Genomic DNA, 16,875 nt, shown 5'->3' on the forward strand with positions numbered 1-16,875 from the left:
ATCGTCGTCCGACGAAAGATCAGGAGGGTGAGGATGCAAGCCGAATCCATAATGACAAAGCCAGTCATCACGACGGATGCGAACGCGACGATCGCCGAAGCGGTCGAGCTCATGCTTTCAAACAAGGTCAGCTGCCTGCCGGTAGCAGACAGCGACGGCACCCTGATTGGTATTGTAAGCAAAAGCGACTTCTTGCGCCGAGAAGAACTTGGGACCCAGCGTGTGCGTCCGCGCTGGCTGGAGTTTGATCTTGGCCCGGGCACAGTCGCCGAAGACTATGCGCGCTCGAACGGACGGATCATCCATCAGGTGATGACCACACCCGTCATCTCGGCGCCTCCTGGCGCCTCGATTGCAGATATTGTCGACCTGATGATGCAACATCGCATCAACAATCTTCCGATTGTCGATCGGGACAGGGTCATCGGCATCATCACGCGAACTGATTTGCTGCTTGTCCTGATCCGCGCCATGCCGAAACAGGGAACCACGCCACCCGATGACGACCTGATCCGCAAGGCTATCCTTGCCGAACTGCAGTCACAAACCTGGAGCGGTGGTGACTTGATCGATGTGAGGGTCAGCGACGGCCTTGTCGAACTGAAGGGGGCGATTGTCGACGAGCGTCAGCGGAAGGCAGCGATCGTTGCGGCTGAGAAGGTTGCCGGCGTCGGGCAAGTCAAGGACGGCCTCCTCCTCAGTACGGATCCGTTCGGTGAAGGTTTCATAGCTGCGGAAAAGGCGGGGACGCGGAGCAGAGTCCCTTTGGTTCTGCTCCCTTCCCACATCACTTGGACATGAGGCCGTCGGCGAGTTCCTTCGGCGTCTAGATGTTTAGTCCCAAGGTTTGATGGGTTGGATCGAGCCTGAATCGTTCGGGCTCTTTTGTCCAGATTTTGCAGATGTATTCAAAGGGCGTGAGGCCCTTGAGGGTCTTCAGTCGACGGCCGAAATTATAGGCTAAGACGAAATCGGCGAGATGCTGGCGCAGTTGGTCATGGCTCTCGTAGTAGAAGCGTTTGACGGTCGCATCCTTGATCGTGCGGTTCATGCGTTCGACCTGGCCGTTGGTCCATGGGTGCCTTGGCTTTGTCGTTCGGTGGTCGATATCGGCCTTGGCGCAAGTATGTTCGAAGGCGTGCGCCCATATGATTTCTCCCGCCGCCATGGCTTCCTTGATCAGCGGAACGGCCCTTCTCGTGCAGCTCGACGAAAGCGAACTTCGAGGTCCGATCTATGGCCACGAACATATGCAGCTTGCCCTGCTCGGTTCGGACCTCGGCGACGTCGATATGGAAGTAGCCGATTGGATAGGCCTTGAACTTCTTCCTTGCCGGCTTGTCGCCCTCGACATCCGGCAACCTGCCTATCCCGTGACGCTGCAGGCAGCGATGCAAGGATGACCGCGACAGATGCGGGATCGTCGGTTGGAGAGCATAGAGGCAATCGTCCAGTGGCAGCAGCGTATAACGCCGAAAGGCGACGATGACCGCCTCTTCCTCAGTCGATAGCACTGTCGACTTCGGATCTCTGGGGCCAGTCGGAAGATCGGCGGCCGACGTCCGGTTCCTCCACTTCCTAACCGTCTTCTGATTGATGCCGTAGCGCTTCGCCAGCGCCCTCAGGCTCTCTTGACTATGCTGTATCGCTCGACGGATCGCCTCTGTCGTCGTGGCGCTCCCATGAAGAACCTGGCCCATAGCGCATCCTTTGATTCGGACGAAAAGTATGCGCCATCAAAGCCTGGGATCAAACATCCAGCGCCCGTCATGGGCCGAGAGTACGCTGTCGGCAGCAAGATGCCCGTCCTGACGGAATGCGATGGCCGCTGCCTGTTTTGGTGGGGCTTGGACCGGTGCTTCCTGTGGATCTGAAGAGCGGCCAATACCAAGATCTCGACGGCTCCGCCCAGCGGATCCTTATCGATCGGGAAGAGCCGCGAGGCTGAACCGGTTGGCGGCGCCCAACGACTGTGCGGATGCTGGTCGTCAGTCGACCGAGTCTTTGCTGGATTGCCTCGTCATGATGATATCGGCGCGCGTGCGAAGAACGGATCAGCCACAATACGTTGCCGAACCTTTGGCCAGTAGGGGCACGCGATTGGGAAGCCGACCATTCAGAATGCCTAGACATGCAAACGTTTTCACGGCAATCGACCACTCGACCGTGAACCCGCCGTTGCCGGGTTATCGAGCCTGGTTGATCCAGATCAGCGTTATCTCTTCGTCGGCGTGTTTTCATTGACCAGGCTTCCAACGGAGAACGCATGTCTATCGACGATGGGGAGATGAGCGGCAAACCGTGGGTGATTGCGATGCTTCAAGAGCGCTTCGTATCGCAGATAGCCGCTATGGCGGCACGCTGATGGCCGGCTCTGTCGACACATTCGACATCATTGTCGTCGGAGCTGGGCCGGTCGGACTTGCCTTCGCAGCATCGCTCGCCCTGAGCCGACTCAAGGTGGCAGTGGTTGAACGGCAGTCGCTCGACAGCCTGGCGAATCCGGCTTTCGACGGTCGCGAGATCGCGCTGACGCACGCATCGGTGAGAATCCTTCGCGAGCTCGGCGCCTGGGACGCCATGCCCGCATCTGAGAAATCACCGCTTCATGGCGCGCGCGTGCTCAACGGATCGAGCCCTTTCGCCCTGTGCTTCGATACTCGCAGCGGATCTGGGGAACCACTCGGATTTCTGGTCCCAAATTGTCGGATCCGCGATGCCCTGTTCAAAATTGTCTACTTCCAGGATCATGCCCGGCTGCTGTGCGGCAACTCGGTCGTGAATGCAACAACCAGCGACGACGAGGCGGTCATAACGCTTTCTGATGGCAGGCAATTGGCCGCTCGGCTGCTCGTAGCAGCGGATTCGCGTTTGTCCGCGATGCGCGACCTGCTCGGCATTGGCGCCAACATCCATCCGCTTGGCCACTCCATGCTGATTTGCCGAGTGAGGCACGAGCGCTTCCATCACCAGATCGCGGTCGAATGGTTCGACCACCATCAGACCATAGCGATGTTGCCGCTCATGGAAGGCGTGTCGTCGCTGCTTCTGACTTTGCGCTCAATCGAGGCCGATAGACTGTCTGTTCTCGATGACGAATTGTTCCTCATGGAATTGATGAACCGGTGTCGAGGACGCCTCGGGCAGATGACCCTGGCAAGCACCCGCCATGCCTATCCGCTGGTCACGACCTGGGCGCACAAGTTCTCGGCACCGAGTGCGGCACTTATAGGAGACGCTGCCATCGGCATGCACCCGGTGACCGCGCATGGCTTCAACATCGGCCTCAGCGGCCAGAAGCAACTCGCTCATAAAATACTGACAGCATGTCGCGCCCGCCGCGACATTGCCGATCCCGACATGCTCGGCAGATACGAAAGCCGGCTGCGGCTGTCGGCGGCGCCGCTCTATCATGCCACCAACATGCTTGTCGGTCTTTACTCAAGCGAGCACCCGGCGGCACGGCTTGCAAGACATGCTGGGCTCCGCTTTGCCCAACATCTTCCCTTTGTCCGCCATGGCATTTCGGCCATGCTCAGGCGGTGAATCGCACAGAGCGCTACCGCTCTGGAGCGCTGTCTCGGCGCGGCTTCTTTATCTTGCTGGCTCGCAGCGTCGCGGGCAAGGCTGCTTCCTGGTGACGTTGCCGATCATGGCATGATTCGGATCAAGGCACGCGCGCGGGCGAAACCTTGATGATTCGGCAATGCTAAGCCAAAGGTGTGACCCGAAGCATGGTGAGCGCACTGGTTACCCTCGCTGGGTAGTTAACCCGTCCTTCAGTGGGCTTGCATAGGTTTGGTCCTCGCGAACAATGACGGAAGCAAGCTGGTCCATTCATGGCACCCCTAAAGAAAGAAGAATCGCTGGAGGCCAAAATCCGTCAGGATCAGCTTGCTGACCTGAGGGCCGGGCTCTTCGTGTCGATGCCGATAAGCGCGATCCTGTCAGGCCTGATTTGCGGGGTGCAGGCCCTTTCTGGCGGCGGCTTTGCCGCTGCAAGCTGGTTCCTGGTCGTCAATGCGCTAAATGCCGCCCGGCTTGCACTCGCCCGTTTTCAGCTAAAGGAAACGGGGCGCAATCAGGATTTGCTTGGCGTTTTGCCGCGCCTTCGCATGTTTGGCGTCCTTGCCCTTCTGGCAGGGTTTGCCTGGTCCTTCCCGGCCGTGCTGACTGTTGGATACACAACACCTCAAGCACCGATGCATCTGGTCATACTGGCGGGCATTTCAGCTGGTGCGGTTACATATGGCAGCTCGTATGCCGCCGCGGCGACCAGCTTCATCACACCTCCACTCCTCATCACGGTGGCGTGCCTTTTGGCGAAAGGCAATTTTGAACGCTACATTCTGGCTTTCACCGTTCTGCTCTTCATGGGCGGCTTGGTCCGAGCTTCGTTTGTTGGGCAGGCGCGCTTCCGCGAAGCAAGCCGCCTGAGACATGAGGCAGAGCGACTTGCGTCGGAAATGGAGCGCAACTCCAGGGAGGACCATTTGACCGCCCTTCTCAACAGGCGGGGCCTTGAACACGCCATCGGTCGGTTCAAGACCGCGGATGGCCCCTTCGTGGCAATGCTGATTGATCTGGACGGCTTTAAATCTGTCAACGACACCTACGGTCACAGGACCGGTGATGAACTGCTTGTCATGATCGCCCGCCGCATAGAGCAGGAAGCACCGGAAGGCTCAACGCTAGCTCGTATTGGCGGCGATGAATTCGTGCTGGTTTTTCCCTCAACGAGAGCTTCGCTTTCTGCCAGTGATCTCGCCTCCAATATCATAGCCAAAATTGCTCGCCCCTATATCGGGGTCGCGTCCGTGCGCGTCGGGGCATCGATAGGGATATACTTGGCGCAGACGTCGAGCCTGACTGAAATGCTGTTGCGGGCCGATATCGCCCTTTATACGGCCAAGCGCCATGGCAGGAACGAATTTTGCCTGTTCGATGCCGAACTCGACCGGGAACTCCAACGCCGCCAGTCCATCGAACGGGACCTTCATTCGGCGATAAAGACGGGAAGATTGCAACCTTGGTTCCAGCCGATCGTGAAACTCGACACCGAGGCCGTGGTCGGTTTTGAAGCCTTGCTGAGATGGTCCCATCCGACACATGGTGCCATCTCTCCACCCGAAATCATCACAGCCGCACGCGAAACCGGAATGCTTCAGCTGCTGACGCAAACCGTATTCGCCGACTGTTGTGCTTTTATCGACGGCTTGGTGAAAGCTGACTGTCGTAACATTCGTGTGGCGATGAATGTTTCCCCGCGCGAACTGGAAGCCGGCGATATCGACGACATGGTTCTGGATGGTCTGGCCGCAAGAGGCCTGCCTGCGACGATGTTCGAAATCGAGATTACCGAAGAATCGCCGGTGGATCCGGACAGAGCGGATGAAAAGCTCGGACGGCTTTCGCATGCCGGTATTTCCATCGCGCTCGACGACTTCGGCACCGGCTTTTCTACCTTGGCTTCTCTCAAGGACCGTCGGATACGCAAGGTGAAAATAGACCAAGGCTTCATTCGCGGCTTGGCCAAGTCCCGAGAGGACCGACTGCTTGTCAAATCCGTCATCGAACTCGGTGACATGCTCGGGATCGAGGTCATGGCCGAGGGCGTCGAAACAGAGGCGGATCGGCAAACCCTGCACAAGCTTGGTTGCCGAACCGCCCAAGGCTTCCTCTTCTCCAAGGCTGTGCCTTTGATGCAAGCACTGGAAATGGCAGTCAAACAGTACGCGAACCAGTTGTGACCGCTCCCGCAGCGCCCGCTGTCGCGGCCGTGCGCTGCCGAATTTGGCTACAGAGACTTGCCTACTCGAAACACGTGGCATTGGGCGCTCTGCATCAGCCGGCGAACAGTTCCTTGTAGCCGGTCGTCACCATCCAGTTCGCACGGTCGATATGGCTGCGAAGAGCTTTGCGGGCGCGGACCGGGTCAATGGATGGGTCGATGCCGAGGATGCGCTCGGCCATCTCCTTTTCGCTGGCATTCTCGGCGCAGGCATCCAGGATCCGCAGGTAGATCGTGAAATGCTCCCTGTCGTAGCTCGTGAGGTTCTCCGACCAGGGGACTTCATCGCTCAAACTTGAGCTTCGAGTCTCATCTGTTCCCATTGGTCCATTCATGCCTGCGAACCTCGCCTGTGAGCACAGGCAGTATATCCCAAAATGGGATAATCCGAAACCGGGATTAGTCGCTGATCCGGTCTTTACCCGACCGGTTCGCCTCCATGCCCAAATCCCTTCGATCGCCCCGCCACCAGCGGTTCCTGGCCCGGCTGGTTTTGCTGCGCAAGGCCAAAGGCCTGACCCAGAAGCAGCTGGCTGACAAGCTTGGTCGTCCCCAATCCTTCGTGGCCAAGTACGAGGGCGCAGAGCGGCGTCTCGATGTCATCGAGTTTCTCGACATAACTGCGGCCCTTGACGCTGATCCGTGCGAGATTCTCTCCAGCCTCCGGTCCTAGCGGGCGCGCCGCATCTATCATGATCACGGACAGGAATATTGAGTGGGACAACGCCTCAATTTGTTGAAAGGCGAGCGCTGGTTTTCGGAGGAAGCCGCGCGCACGGCGCCGATGCCTTTTGGTTCTCGACGTAACTGCGGCGCCTGATCATGTGCGAAAAAACTTGGCGGGCGCCCGCGCGCCTGACGACGCGCACCAGTTGCTCGTGAACCGAGCCCGCTTTTCTTCGGCAAGCTCAGGCGATCTCGGCCATTCGGCTTCGCCCCTTGGCGTGGGCAGCCCTTCGGGCTGTGACGGCCGCCGCCCTTGCGGGCGGCGCGGTTTGTCTGTTGGCCTTTCCCGGTGGCGCGGGGCGGGCGGCACTCCCTTCTAGACCCGCCGCGGCAGCCCGCAACCCTTCGCGTGCCGCTCAGGGTCCTCCTCTTCGTTCCGGTCCTTCGGATGCGGTCCGCCTACCACGGCGGGCCTTTCCGGTCGCGACTCGCCGCCCACCCCGCTTCCGGGGAAAGGCGCGGCGATTGGCGAGCGGAGGATAACACATGCGTGCAAACAGCAAGCGTACCACCAGCGGAGAGGCTGGCGCAGGCAAGGGCAGGCGCCCAGGCGCAAGCCTCTATCAGGAGATCACCGACCGCATCATTGCCGAGCTGGAGCGCGGCACCGTGCCATGGGTCAAGCCATGGGGCAGCGCAAAAGCAGGCCTCGGCCTGCCGAGGAATGCGTCCACGGGGCGCACCTATTCCGGCATCAATATCCTCATCCTGTGGGGCGCCGTCATCGAGCGCAGCTATCCCAGCCAGAATTGGCTGACCTTCCGGCAGGCGCTTGCCCTGGGCGGCAATGTCAGGAAGGGTGAGCGCGGCACGACGATCGTGCATGCCGACCGCTTTGTCCCAAAGAACGAGAAGGAGCGCGCACGCCACGAGGGCGATGCACCACAGGCCGTGCCTTTTCTGAAGCGCTTTACCGTCTTCAATGTCGCGCAATGCGACAATCTTCCGGAACACCTCCATGCCCCTGCCGAGCCGCTGCCACAGTGCGAGATCGTGCCGCAGGCCGAGACGCTCATTCTCGCCAGCGGTGCGGATTTCAGGGTCGGCGGCGATCGCGCTTTCTACATGCCGTGCAGCGACCACATTCAGGTGCCGCCGCAGCCAGCGTTCCATCAGCAGATCGACTATTACCGGACCTGCTTTCACGAGCTAGGCCACTGGACCGGCCACCCGACGCGGCTTGCTCGCGACCTCTCCGGCTCGTTCGGCTCCAAGGCCTACGCGCGTGAAGAATTGGTCGCCGAAATCACTGCCGCCTTCGTCTGCAGCAATCTCGGCATCGAGCCGACCGTGCGTCACGCCGATTACATCGGCTCATGGCTGAAGGTGCTGCGCGAGGACAACCGCGCTATATTCCGTGCCGCCAGCCTAGCTTCAAAGGCCGCTGATTTCCTGTTTGGCCTTCCGGCCGATGCGGAAGGCGAGGCGCAAGAAGGGATTGCGGCATGACGATGCGCGATCCTCAACTGACCGCGACCGAGCCGACGCCGCAAAGGAGCAGACGCTCATTCCCGGCGTCCAGCCGATCACCACGCGGGCAAACCCTCCTGATGGACGCGCCGATGTGTCCGCGCGCGGCGCAAAGCTGCTCGAGGTCGGTCTCTAATGGGGAGGCGGATCAGAGGAAGGTCCGGTGAACCTTTCTCCCGACGGACGCAAGAAGTCAACGCGACCCGTTCTGACAAGGAGTCTTTCCATGATCCTGATCACCAATCCACTGCGCGCACGACTGCTCGCCCATGGCGCCGCCGGCGCCGACATCGACCATTTTCCCGTTGTGAAACTGTTTGATCCGACAGGTGCCGCGACCTCGCTTCTGAGCGAACTCGACGCCGATGGCGACACGCTGTTCGGTCTTTGCGATCTCGGCTTCGGCTTCCCCGAACTTGGCAGCGTCAGTCTGGCCGAGCTTGCATCCGTTAAAAGGGCCGCTTGGTCTCGGCATAGAGCGCGACCTGCATTTCCAGGCGCGCTTTCCGATCTCCGTCCATGCCGAAGCCGCCCGCATTTTGCGGCCACGTCACCGAGGCCGAGCGACTGCTGCGGCAGGCAGCAGACGCCCTATCAAAGCCCCATTCCGAGCTTCCGCCCGACACGGCGGAACAGCAGCGCCGATAGGCGCAAAAACCGTCCCGCCGCGTCGGCCTTCGGCCTCCGCGGCGGGGACAACCCGGCAGGCGGCGCTATTTCGCCGCGAAATCGCTTGCCGACGAGCGCGGTGAAGGCGATCCCTTGACCTGCGCCATCATGGAGGACGGTGACGACGCCGATGCGCTCGAAGCTTCCTGATCGAAAACCTCGCCCGCCTCGATCCTGACGAAGTATGGCAATGGGAGACGTTTCGCGGCTTGTCAGGCAAGGCCGCACCGTTCTCGACATCGCTGTGACCTTCGGCATCACTGATCTCAAGGTCAAACGCATTCTGGCGCTTGGCGACCTCTTGCCCAAAATCCGCGAAGCCTATCGGCGCGAGGAGATCGACACCGAGCCGGTGCGCCATCTCACCATGTCTTCCAAGGCGCAGCAGAAGGACTGGCTGGCACTCTGTGCCGATCCCGATCAATACGCGCCGCGTGGCTATCAATTGAAGCAATGGCTGTTCGGCGGCCAGTCGATTTCCACCAAGGTGGCACTGTTTGCCATCGAGGAGTATCCCGGCCTGATCACCTCGGACCTGTTCGGCGAGGACAGCTATTTCGCCGATGCCGACCTGTTCTGGCAAAAGCAGAACGAAGCGATTGCCACCAAACGCGACACCTATCTCAACGAGGGCTGGAGCGAGGTTGTGCGCTGGAACCGGGCCAGTATTTCCACGCATGGGACCACGAGAAGACCCCGAAGAAGAAGGGCGGCAAGATCATCATCACTGTCTCGCATCGCGGCGAGGTCGAGTGTCACGAGGGCTGGCTGTCACGCAAGGAAGCCCGCCGCGCCCGCGAGGGCGGCGAGCAAGAAGAAACAGCCGCCAAGCTGCCGCGCCCCGAAGTCACCGGCCCGATGCACAACTATATCGATCTGCATCGCCATGCCGCCGTGCGCGCGGCCATGCTCGACCATCCCGCCGTGGCGCTGCGCCTCGTGGTGGCGCACGCCATCACCGGTTCGGGCCTGTGGCAGGTGCGGCCTGAGCCGCAGCGCGCAGCCAACGAGACGGTGACTGCCAGCCTTGCCGGCTGCAAGGCTGAAGCCGCATTCGGCAAAAAGCGGCGCGAGGTATTGGCCCTGCTCGGATCACCGGATGAGGATAGCTTGGTCGCCGGCGGCAATGGCGACGCCGTTGCTATCGCCGGCGTGTTCGCGCGCCTCTTGGCGCTCTGCGACGACGATGTCATGCGCGTTCTCACCCTTGTCATGGCCGAGACGCTTGCAGCCGGCAGCGCCGTCGTCGAGGCGCTCGGCAACCACCTGAACGTCGACATTGGCATATGGTGGCAACCGGACGATGCCTTCTTCGACCTCTTGCGCGACAAGGAAATCGCCAATTCGATGCTGGCCGACGTCGGCGGCAAGCTGGTCGCGGACGGCAATGTCGCCGAGAAGGTCAAGACGCAAAAGAACATCATCCGCGACTTCCTGGCGGGCGAGAATGGCCGCCCCTGGGTCGAGACCTGGCTGCCGCGCTGGATGAAATTCCCGGCCGAAAGCTACACCAGCCGCAGCGGCTCCGCACCGCCGATCAGTGGACACAAGTGCAGCCGCTGTTCGTGCGCGAATAGTCGATCAGGGCCCGAGCGGCGGTTCTCTCGATTACCGCCGCTCAGGTCGCGCGCGCCGCTACGGGCCACGCCGGCTGCCGATTGGGCGTCTTGTCGAGCCAGTGCCGCGCGCGAGAAATTCCGACGCCAGTTCGCCCCATTTCGGCAGCCCCGCACCGCGCCGGGTTGCTTGCTGAGGCGCCAAAGGCCCGTGGGGCCAATTGTCCGATCCGGTTGCCGACAGAGCCCGCGCAGCCGGCGCTCTGCATTGCGGCCGGCTTCTTGTGTCACCGATCGCGCCACCTGTCTCCATTGTGTCTCGGGGACCATTCCCTGCGGCTGGCTTGTCGACCTATGGGCGGATCAGGCCCGCCCGAAACCCTCGCCGGCAGCTTTTTTCCCCGCCGCCTGCGGCGGCTTCCTCGCGCCGCTTCGCTTCAAAAAAGCTGCCCGCGCGGGTCCTCCGCTATCGCTGCGGCCGTCCAGGTTCCGGCGGTCCGGACGCGCCCATCACGGTCCGCCATCGCAGGGGAATGGTCCCTTGCGAGCACCAAGAGGAGACTGGAAATGACCGCGATCGGATACGTCACCAAACAGGAAAACGGCAGCTACAAGGGCCAGCTCAAGACGCTCAGCGTCCGCGCCGACATCGATATCGTGCCCAATCAGGCAAAGAGCGCCGACACCCATCCCGACTTCCGGGTGCTGACGCAAGGGGTCGAAGTGGGTGCGGGCTGGATCCGCACCGGCGAGACCTCCGGCAAGGACTATGTGAGCCTGTCGATTGCCGCCCCCGAGTTTGGCCCCCGCAAGCTCTACGCCAATCTCGGCCGCGCCGCCGGCCAGGATGACGACGACACTTACGCCATCATCTGGAACCCGGTCGACTAACCGGCCGATCCGGAAAGCCCCGCGCCGCCACCGGCGCGGGGTCCTCTCTCAGGACCCGTGAGGCCGCCGAAGGGGGCGGCGAAAACTCGCCCCCGACTCTTCGCCCGTCCCCAAAACGATCTCGCTCGCCGATCCTCGCCTTGGCTTGTCCGTAGCGAAACGAGGATCATCATGGACGACGAAAACGAACGCGCAGCCCGCGCCAAGAAGGGCAGTCCGTTTCTCAATACCGCGCAGGCGGCCTTCTATATCGGGCTGTCCCAGCGCACGCTGGAGAAGATGCGCCTCAAAGGCGGCGGCCCGCAATTCCGCAAGCACGGCCGCTATGTCCGCTATCACATCGACGAACTCGACGATTGGTCGAAGGGGCACGCGCAGGAGACCGGGCCCGAGGACGGCGGGCACGATTCCGGCTCGGCCGGCGAGGGAGGCCGCTCATGAGCCGGCGTCCCACCATCCATCTGATCGGCAGCCATCTGCGGCGCATTCGGGCGCGCAAGACGATCGCCATGGCCACGATGGGCCTTGCCCTGATCGGCTTCGCCGCCTTCGGCAAACCATCGCCCTGGCTGGTCTGGAACGCCTCGGCGAGTGCGCCGGTCGGCCTCTATCGCGTCGCGTCCGGATCGCCGGCTCTTGGTGATCTCGTACTCGTCCGCCCGCCAAAACCGGTCGTCGATCTGGCCGCCGAACGCTTCTATCTGCCCAGCAACGTGCCGCTGGTCAAGCACCTTGCCGCGCTGGCTGGCGAGCATGTCTGCGCCTTCGGCGACGCCATCATCATCGGCGGCGAGATTGTCGCGCGCCGGCTTGCAACCGACACGCAGCACCGTCCGCTGCCTTGGTGGAATGCCTGCCGAAAGCTCGCCGATGCCGAGGTTTTCCTACTCGGCAGCGATAAAAATCGCTCGTTCGACAGCCGCTATTTCGGGCCGGTGCCGACCAAAAATATCATCGGGAGGCTCGTGCCGCTATGGACCGAGTGACCCTCCTGATGCTGGGCATGGTGTCTCTCGCACCATGCTCCTGTTCCGCGGCGACCAACACGAAGCCGGTCGTCATCTCCCATAGTCCGCAGCTTGCAAGATGGCAGCCCTTCGTAGCCGAAGCAAGCCGGCGTTTCAGCATTCCACAGACTTGGATTTATGCCGTCATGGATGCCGAAAGCCGGGGGCAGACAAGGCTCAATGGACGGCCGGTCACGTCGACCGCCGGTGCCATTGGCCTGATGCAGGTGATGCCAGGCACCTACGAGGAGTTGCGCGCAGAGCTTGGCCTGGGAGCCGCCCCGCACGACCCTCGCGACAACATTCTGGCAGGCACTGCCTATCTGCGCGCCATGTATGACCGCTTCGGATTTCCAGGCCTGTTTGCAGCCTATAACGCCGGGCCGGAGCGCTACGAACAGCATTTGCAGCGTGGGCGGCCACTGCCCAGCGAGACGGTTTCGTATCTGGAAGAGGTCAAGGCGGCGGGCATTTCGGCCGCCGATATGGACGCGCTCACCGACAAATCCCGTTCCAAAAGCGCGCCGGGAATCCTTTCCGGGCAGTCGCTGTTTTTCCTCCGAAACGGTGTTTCCGTGACCGGCCCGAATGGCCACCTCCTGGTGCCGCTCGGATCGGAGCGAGCAAGGTCAGGCCGGCCGGATCGCAGGTGAGGGCAGCGGCTACCGCGGTTCGGGCGGGGGGCAGGGAGGCAGGTCCGCGGAAGGCAAGATAAAGGCATCGCCTCCTGAGGCGGCGAAGTGTTTGTCTGCACATCGTTTTCCCGGGAGGTTGCCTGCGGGTCCAGGAGGGTCTGGCGCGCAAGCCTCTGATTTTGCTGCTGGTTCATCGGAGGCCGCATGCAGGATGACGAATTCACGCCGAGGCTCGGCAAAATTGGCTCGCGCGGCTCGAAGGCGGGCAAACGCTACGCTGGCCAGGTCCAGGCCGCGGTCAACCGAGCAGGCGGCAGGAGCGGACGCGGCAGCCGTTTCATCGGAAGCCGGGTGGGGCGCGGCGGGGCTGCTGCCGCCGTTCTTAGAGCACGCGACCGCCACGCGGCGTTTCGGCAGCGGCGCGCAGTCGTCAAGGCACGCATCGTCAAGCTGGCCGGCAAGGGAGTCGACGGAGCTCGTGCGCACCTCCGCTACCTCCAGCGCGACGGCGTCACCCGGGAAGGCGAGCGTGGCGAGCTCTACGCTGCCGACAAAGACCACGCGGACGGCAGGGCCTTTCTCGATCGCGCGAACGGTGACCGTCATCAGTTCCGCTTCATCGTCGCCCCTGAAGACGGTATCGAGTATGATGACCTGAAGCTGCTCACCCGGCGCCTCATGGCGCAAATGGAAGAAGACCTCGGCACCAGGCTAGACTGGGTGGCCGTCGACCATTTCAACACCGGCCATCCTCACACCCACATCATCGTGCGCGGCAGGGACGATCACGGCGAAAACCTCGTCATCGCGCGGGACTACATCTCCTCTGGCCTGCGCGAGCGCGCAGCCGAACTGGTTAGCCTCGACCTTGGCCCGCGCACCGACCGCGAGATCGAGCAGCGCTTGCGCCAGGAGATGGAGCAGGAACGCTTCACCAGCATCGACCGGCAGCTGATGCGCATGCGCGACGAGGGGCATGTCTCACCAGCCAGCCGAGACACCTTTCGCCAGGCGCTGCACCAGGGCCGCCTGCGCAAGCTCGAGCGGATGGGCCTCGCCGAGGAGATGCCTTCGGGTCGCTGGCGCCTGGAGGATGATCTCGAAGCCACGCTACGCCGCATCGGCGAGCGCGGCGACATTGTCAAGACCATCCATCGCGAGCTGACCGGCAAGGGGCTCGTCCGCAGTGCCGCCGACTATCTTATCCACGATCGATCCGACGGGTCGGCCCAAACCGTGGTCGGACGTGTCGTCGGGCGCGGGCTGGCCGACGAAATCACTGACCGCCATTACCTCGTCGTCGACGGCGTGGACGGCAAAAGCCACTATTTTGATATCGGCAAAGGCGAGGCCACCCAACCGACACCAGAAGGCTGCATAGTGCGGATCAGGCCGAGGGACACCGGGCCAAGAAAAGTCGACCGCACAATTGCCGGCATCGCCACGGTCAACGACGGGCGCTACAGCATCGATATCCATCTCAAGCATGACCCCTCGGCCACCGAACGCTTTGCCGAAACGCACGTGCGGCGACTGGAGGCGATCCGCCGTGCGACCGGTGGCGTCGAGCGCGAGCCGGACGGCACATGGACAGTCGCGCCCGACCATCTCAACCGCGTCGCGGATTACGAGCGTCAACGAGCGAGGGCCCAGCCTGTTGTCGTCGACAAGCTCTCATCAATGCCGCTGGAGAGCCAAGTAGGCTTTGACGGCGCCACCTGGATCGACCAGGAGCTGGTATCAGCCCACCCTGAGTCCTTGCGCGACTCTGGCTTCGGTCGAGAAGTACGTCAGGTCCAGGCCCGCCGACAGCAGTGGCTGATCGCGCAAGGTCTTGCCCGTGATGCGCAGGATCGGGTCATCTATCGCGCCAACATGGTTTCAATGCTGCGCCAACGAGAGCTGAACCGTGTTGCCAGTCAGCTCTCGGACGAACTCGGGCTCTCGTATTCTGAAGCGCAGCATGGCAATCGAATAGACGGTACGCTGCGCCGCTGCGTCGAGCTCGCCGGCGGAAAATACGCTGTCATCGAGAAATCGCGCGAGTTCACGCTGGTGCCCTGGCGGCCGGTGCTTGAGCATCATATCGGCAAGGAGGTGTCTGGCGTGGTGCGCGCCGAGGGGATTTCCTGGACGATCGGACGGCAGAGGAGCGGGCCTGGCGTTTCGTGAACTGGCTACAATTTATTTGTTCACGTTGAAACAGGTACTCAGCCCAGACGGAGTTCCTCCGCCTGCTGCTTGCTCGCAGCATTCATTTGGCGGAGAGTCAGTGTTCTGCATTTTGTAGTTCGCTCTGTCAAAAAGCGCTGGGAATATGCATCATGTTCTGCGTTGACACGGAAGCCGGGCCGACAGGTGCCGCCCTGTGGTTGCGGATCGGCTCCCGATGGCTGCCAGCTAGAAAGGTGGGCTGACTCGTGATAGCGCAAGGGGCTATGGCGGCCGCGGTACGGCGAAGCGAGCTCTGGCATCGAGGATGAAGCCGCACTTCCCGATCTTATTCTACTCGCAGGACCGGCAGACGCGGCGGTCGCCCCTGCGGGTGCTGTTGGCCCTGGCGTGAACTGGCAGTCCGTCCCGCGGGGACTTTGTAACGGAGAAAAGTCGCTGCGATGGCCCGGGTGACGATGCGGTCAGCGACCATGCCAGACGAGATCGGCAGCTTTCTGCCGCGGCACGGCGCCGGAGCCATCAGGCCGCCGCGACATCGGGTCTGGCGCACCTTCGGATGTTGGCTGGCCGCGGTTTACTTCGAGCAGCGCCGGGTGGGTCATGCGGTGCCGCTACTGGGCACCGAGGCAGCTTTGGGCATGAGACCCGTTCAATCGCGCCGGCCACGTCGGTCATCGCGACATCTGGAGTCGAGGCCAGGTCAGACCGGGAAAAAAACCTGCTCGTCGCGCGGGAGCCCCGGGTTGCGCCGTCGATCCTTCCGCCCAACTCAGCGCCGCGCGACCAGCAATAGCCCCTTGCCCCGAAACTGACGCCAAGCCGACGGACCCGCTCTGCGCATACCGATGCCGTCCGCGCCGTCGTCGGCGGAAACCAGCGAGCCGTGGACCTCACACAATCTGAGCCGCTGGTGACGATGTGCATCGCCTACTTCCATCCGCACTCCTATCGACGAACTCGCCCGCTGCCCGCGGTGATGCGAACCCGTGGATGAATATTTCGCCGAAGCCGCAGTGGGGGCTCAGCCTCGACGATTTTTTTGCCTTGCCCCGGCGGGCGGCGCAACCGAGCATCGAGACAAAAAACGGGAAAGGGAGGGCACCAGCCCGTTAGAGCCGTGGCCATGATGATGTGGGGACGATCTCCTGGAAGAAATGTGGAGATCGACGCTCTCCTGACGCGCTCATCGAAGATTTTAGGCCGCGCCGACGTGGCTGCTTGAGCGATAACACTCACTCCGGAGGCCCCAGTGCGGCTCCTTGGCCAAGCTGCTCGGCACGCCGTGAGTGTGCTTTCTTGTTTGGGGAAGGGAGACTTACGTCTACAACAATCTCGTTTCGATCTACGATGGAGAGTCGGCGAGACAAGTGTTGCTGATGTTCATTGGCTCCGTAGCAACTTCTGCAGTCACAATGCAGCTTATGTTCCTATGCTGGAGAGTTGGCCATTCAACTCGCGTAGCTCGCTTTGTTGCGGTGGAGCTTGGTCAGAGCACACTGCTGCTTTACCTGCTTCAGGGCGCCGTGTTTCGCTTCATGGATCTAATAGGGTTCGGAGAGCTTTGGGATCTCCCGAGCAGAATCGGGTTCGCCACTTTGCTTGGTGCCGCGATCGTTGTCTCCGCTTGACAATTCGCAGGATTGCGCGTGACCACGGATGGTTGTCGCGCGGCTACGCTTAATATGTGACGACGCTTGCGCCTTGTAGGATTGTTGCGGCCGCCCACGGCCGACATGAACGTGCTTGGCCGCACGTTTTCTAAGTGAGGCGGAAAGAGGCGCGCGACCCCTCTCCCCAGCAACCCGCCTTGCGGATTCCTCCTCTGCCCGCTTCGCAGACGGGGATACCCTCCGCCCCCTTGCTATTCGTTGCCCGCCGCTATGCAAAGGACGGGCGACCTGAATCCGTGCTCAAGCCGATCTGGCGGCAGAGGGGGGGCGGGCTGAACATGGGAC

At 61.9% G+C, this 16,875-nt stretch carries 14 protein-coding genes and 3 pseudogenes; 15 read left to right on the forward strand and 2 right to left on the reverse strand.

Going from position 1 to position 16,875, the window contains the following annotated elements:
• Positions 1 to 33: 33 nt before the first annotated feature.
• Positions 34 to 801 (forward strand): CBS domain-containing protein, encoded by a 768-nt coding sequence (locus NKJ77_RS22085; RefSeq protein ID WP_023747251.1) that lies wholly within the window; start codon positions 34 to 36, stop codon positions 799 to 801.
• A gap of 25 nt (positions 802 to 826) precedes the next feature.
• Here NKJ77_RS22085 and NKJ77_RS22090 read toward each other — a convergent pair.
• Positions 827 to 1,700: pseudogene (locus NKJ77_RS22090) on the reverse strand (integrase core domain-containing protein).
• Positions 1,701 to 1,816: 116 nt separating this feature from the next.
• Here NKJ77_RS22090 and NKJ77_RS22095 point away from each other — a divergent pair.
• The 3 genes from NKJ77_RS22095 (at position 1,817) to NKJ77_RS22105 (ending at position 5,750) form a co-directional block, all read left to right on the forward strand.
• Positions 1,817 to 1,948, forward strand: a complete 132-nt coding sequence (locus NKJ77_RS22095; protein WP_156932385.1) for a cbb3-type cytochrome oxidase assembly protein CcoS — start codon at positions 1,817 to 1,819, stop codon at positions 1,946 to 1,948.
• 416 nt (positions 1,949 to 2,364) lie between these two features.
• Positions 2,365 to 3,546 (forward strand): 5-demethoxyubiquinol-8 5-hydroxylase UbiM, encoded by a 1,182-nt coding sequence (gene ubiM / locus NKJ77_RS22100; protein WP_023747249.1) that lies wholly within the window; start codon positions 2,365 to 2,367, stop codon positions 3,544 to 3,546.
• 293 nt (positions 3,547 to 3,839) lie between these two features.
• Entirely contained in the window at positions 3,840 to 5,750 is a 1,911-nt protein-coding gene (locus tag NKJ77_RS22105; RefSeq protein ID WP_023747248.1) for a putative bifunctional diguanylate cyclase/phosphodiesterase, read from the forward strand.
• A gap of 94 nt (positions 5,751 to 5,844) precedes the next feature.
• On the opposite strand, the gene NKJ77_RS22110 is transcribed toward NKJ77_RS22105, so the two are convergent.
• The gene (locus NKJ77_RS22110) at positions 5,845 to 6,126 is read right to left on the reverse strand and encodes a DNA -binding domain-containing protein (protein WP_081731646.1); all 282 of its coding nucleotides are present in this window, start codon (positions 6,124 to 6,126) and stop codon (positions 5,845 to 5,847) included.
• Between the two features lie 104 nt (positions 6,127 to 6,230).
• On the opposite strand from NKJ77_RS22110, the gene NKJ77_RS22115 reads away from it, so the two are divergent.
• From NKJ77_RS22115 to NKJ77_RS22170, 11 genes and pseudogenes are all read left to right on the forward strand, one after another.
• The gene (locus tag NKJ77_RS22115; protein ID WP_023708050.1) at positions 6,231 to 6,464 is read left to right on the forward strand and encodes a helix-turn-helix domain-containing protein; all 234 of its coding nucleotides are present in this window, start codon (positions 6,231 to 6,233) and stop codon (positions 6,462 to 6,464) included.
• A gap of 539 nt (positions 6,465 to 7,003) precedes the next feature.
• Positions 7,004 to 7,966 carry an ArdC family protein gene (locus NKJ77_RS22120; RefSeq protein ID WP_023697813.1) on the forward strand — a complete coding sequence of 321 codons (963 nt, stop codon included), beginning with the start codon at positions 7,004 to 7,006 and terminating at the stop codon, positions 7,964 to 7,966.
• Positions 7,967 to 8,213: 247 nt separating this feature from the next.
• Positions 8,214 to 8,635, forward strand: a pseudogene (locus NKJ77_RS22125) (DUF2958 domain-containing protein).
• 211 nt (positions 8,636 to 8,846) lie between these two features.
• Positions 8,847 to 9,674 carry a hypothetical protein gene (locus NKJ77_RS22130; protein WP_023697816.1) on the forward strand — a complete coding sequence of 276 codons (828 nt, stop codon included), beginning with the start codon at positions 8,847 to 8,849 and terminating at the stop codon, positions 9,672 to 9,674.
• The gene (locus tag NKJ77_RS22135; RefSeq protein WP_352535764.1) at positions 9,581 to 10,783 is read left to right on the forward strand and encodes a hypothetical protein; all 1,203 of its coding nucleotides are present in this window, start codon (positions 9,581 to 9,583) and stop codon (positions 10,781 to 10,783) included. The genes NKJ77_RS22130 and NKJ77_RS22135 overlap by 94 nt, the downstream gene beginning before the upstream one ends.
• Entirely contained in the window at positions 10,780 to 11,103 is a 324-nt protein-coding gene (locus NKJ77_RS22140) for a DUF736 domain-containing protein (protein WP_352535765.1), read from the forward strand. Before NKJ77_RS22135 ends, NKJ77_RS22140 begins: the two co-directional genes overlap by 4 nt.
• Positions 11,104 to 11,274: 171 nt before the next feature.
• Positions 11,275 to 11,544: a helix-turn-helix transcriptional regulator gene (locus NKJ77_RS22145; RefSeq protein WP_023672373.1), complete on the forward strand. Its 270-nt coding sequence runs from the start codon at positions 11,275 to 11,277 to the stop codon at positions 11,542 to 11,544.
• Complete coding sequence (locus NKJ77_RS22150; RefSeq protein WP_352535766.1) at positions 11,541 to 12,089, forward strand: S26 family signal peptidase; 549 nt, start codon at positions 11,541 to 11,543, stop codon at positions 12,087 to 12,089. Before NKJ77_RS22145 ends, NKJ77_RS22150 begins: the two co-directional genes overlap by 4 nt.
• 17 nt (positions 12,090 to 12,106) lie before the next feature.
• Positions 12,107 to 12,763, forward strand: a complete 657-nt coding sequence (locus tag NKJ77_RS22155; RefSeq protein WP_352535791.1) for a lytic transglycosylase domain-containing protein — start codon at positions 12,107 to 12,109, stop codon at positions 12,761 to 12,763.
• Positions 12,764 to 12,949: 186 nt separating this feature from the next.
• Positions 12,950 to 14,917, forward strand: coding sequence for a relaxase/mobilization nuclease RlxS (gene rlxS / locus NKJ77_RS22160; RefSeq protein ID WP_023747243.1), 1,968 nt, complete (start codon positions 12,950 to 12,952; stop codon positions 14,915 to 14,917).
• Positions 14,918 to 16,206: 1,289 nt separating this feature from the next.
• Positions 16,207 to 16,601: pseudogene (locus tag NKJ77_RS22170) on the forward strand (nodulation factor fucose acetyltransferase NolL); the annotation flags it as partial.
• Positions 16,602 to 16,875: the final 274 nt, after the last annotated feature.

Origin of the sequence: Mesorhizobium sp. M0052 (assembly GCF_040323255.1) — a bacterium.
Lineage (GTDB): Bacteria > Pseudomonadota > Alphaproteobacteria > Rhizobiales > Rhizobiaceae > Mesorhizobium.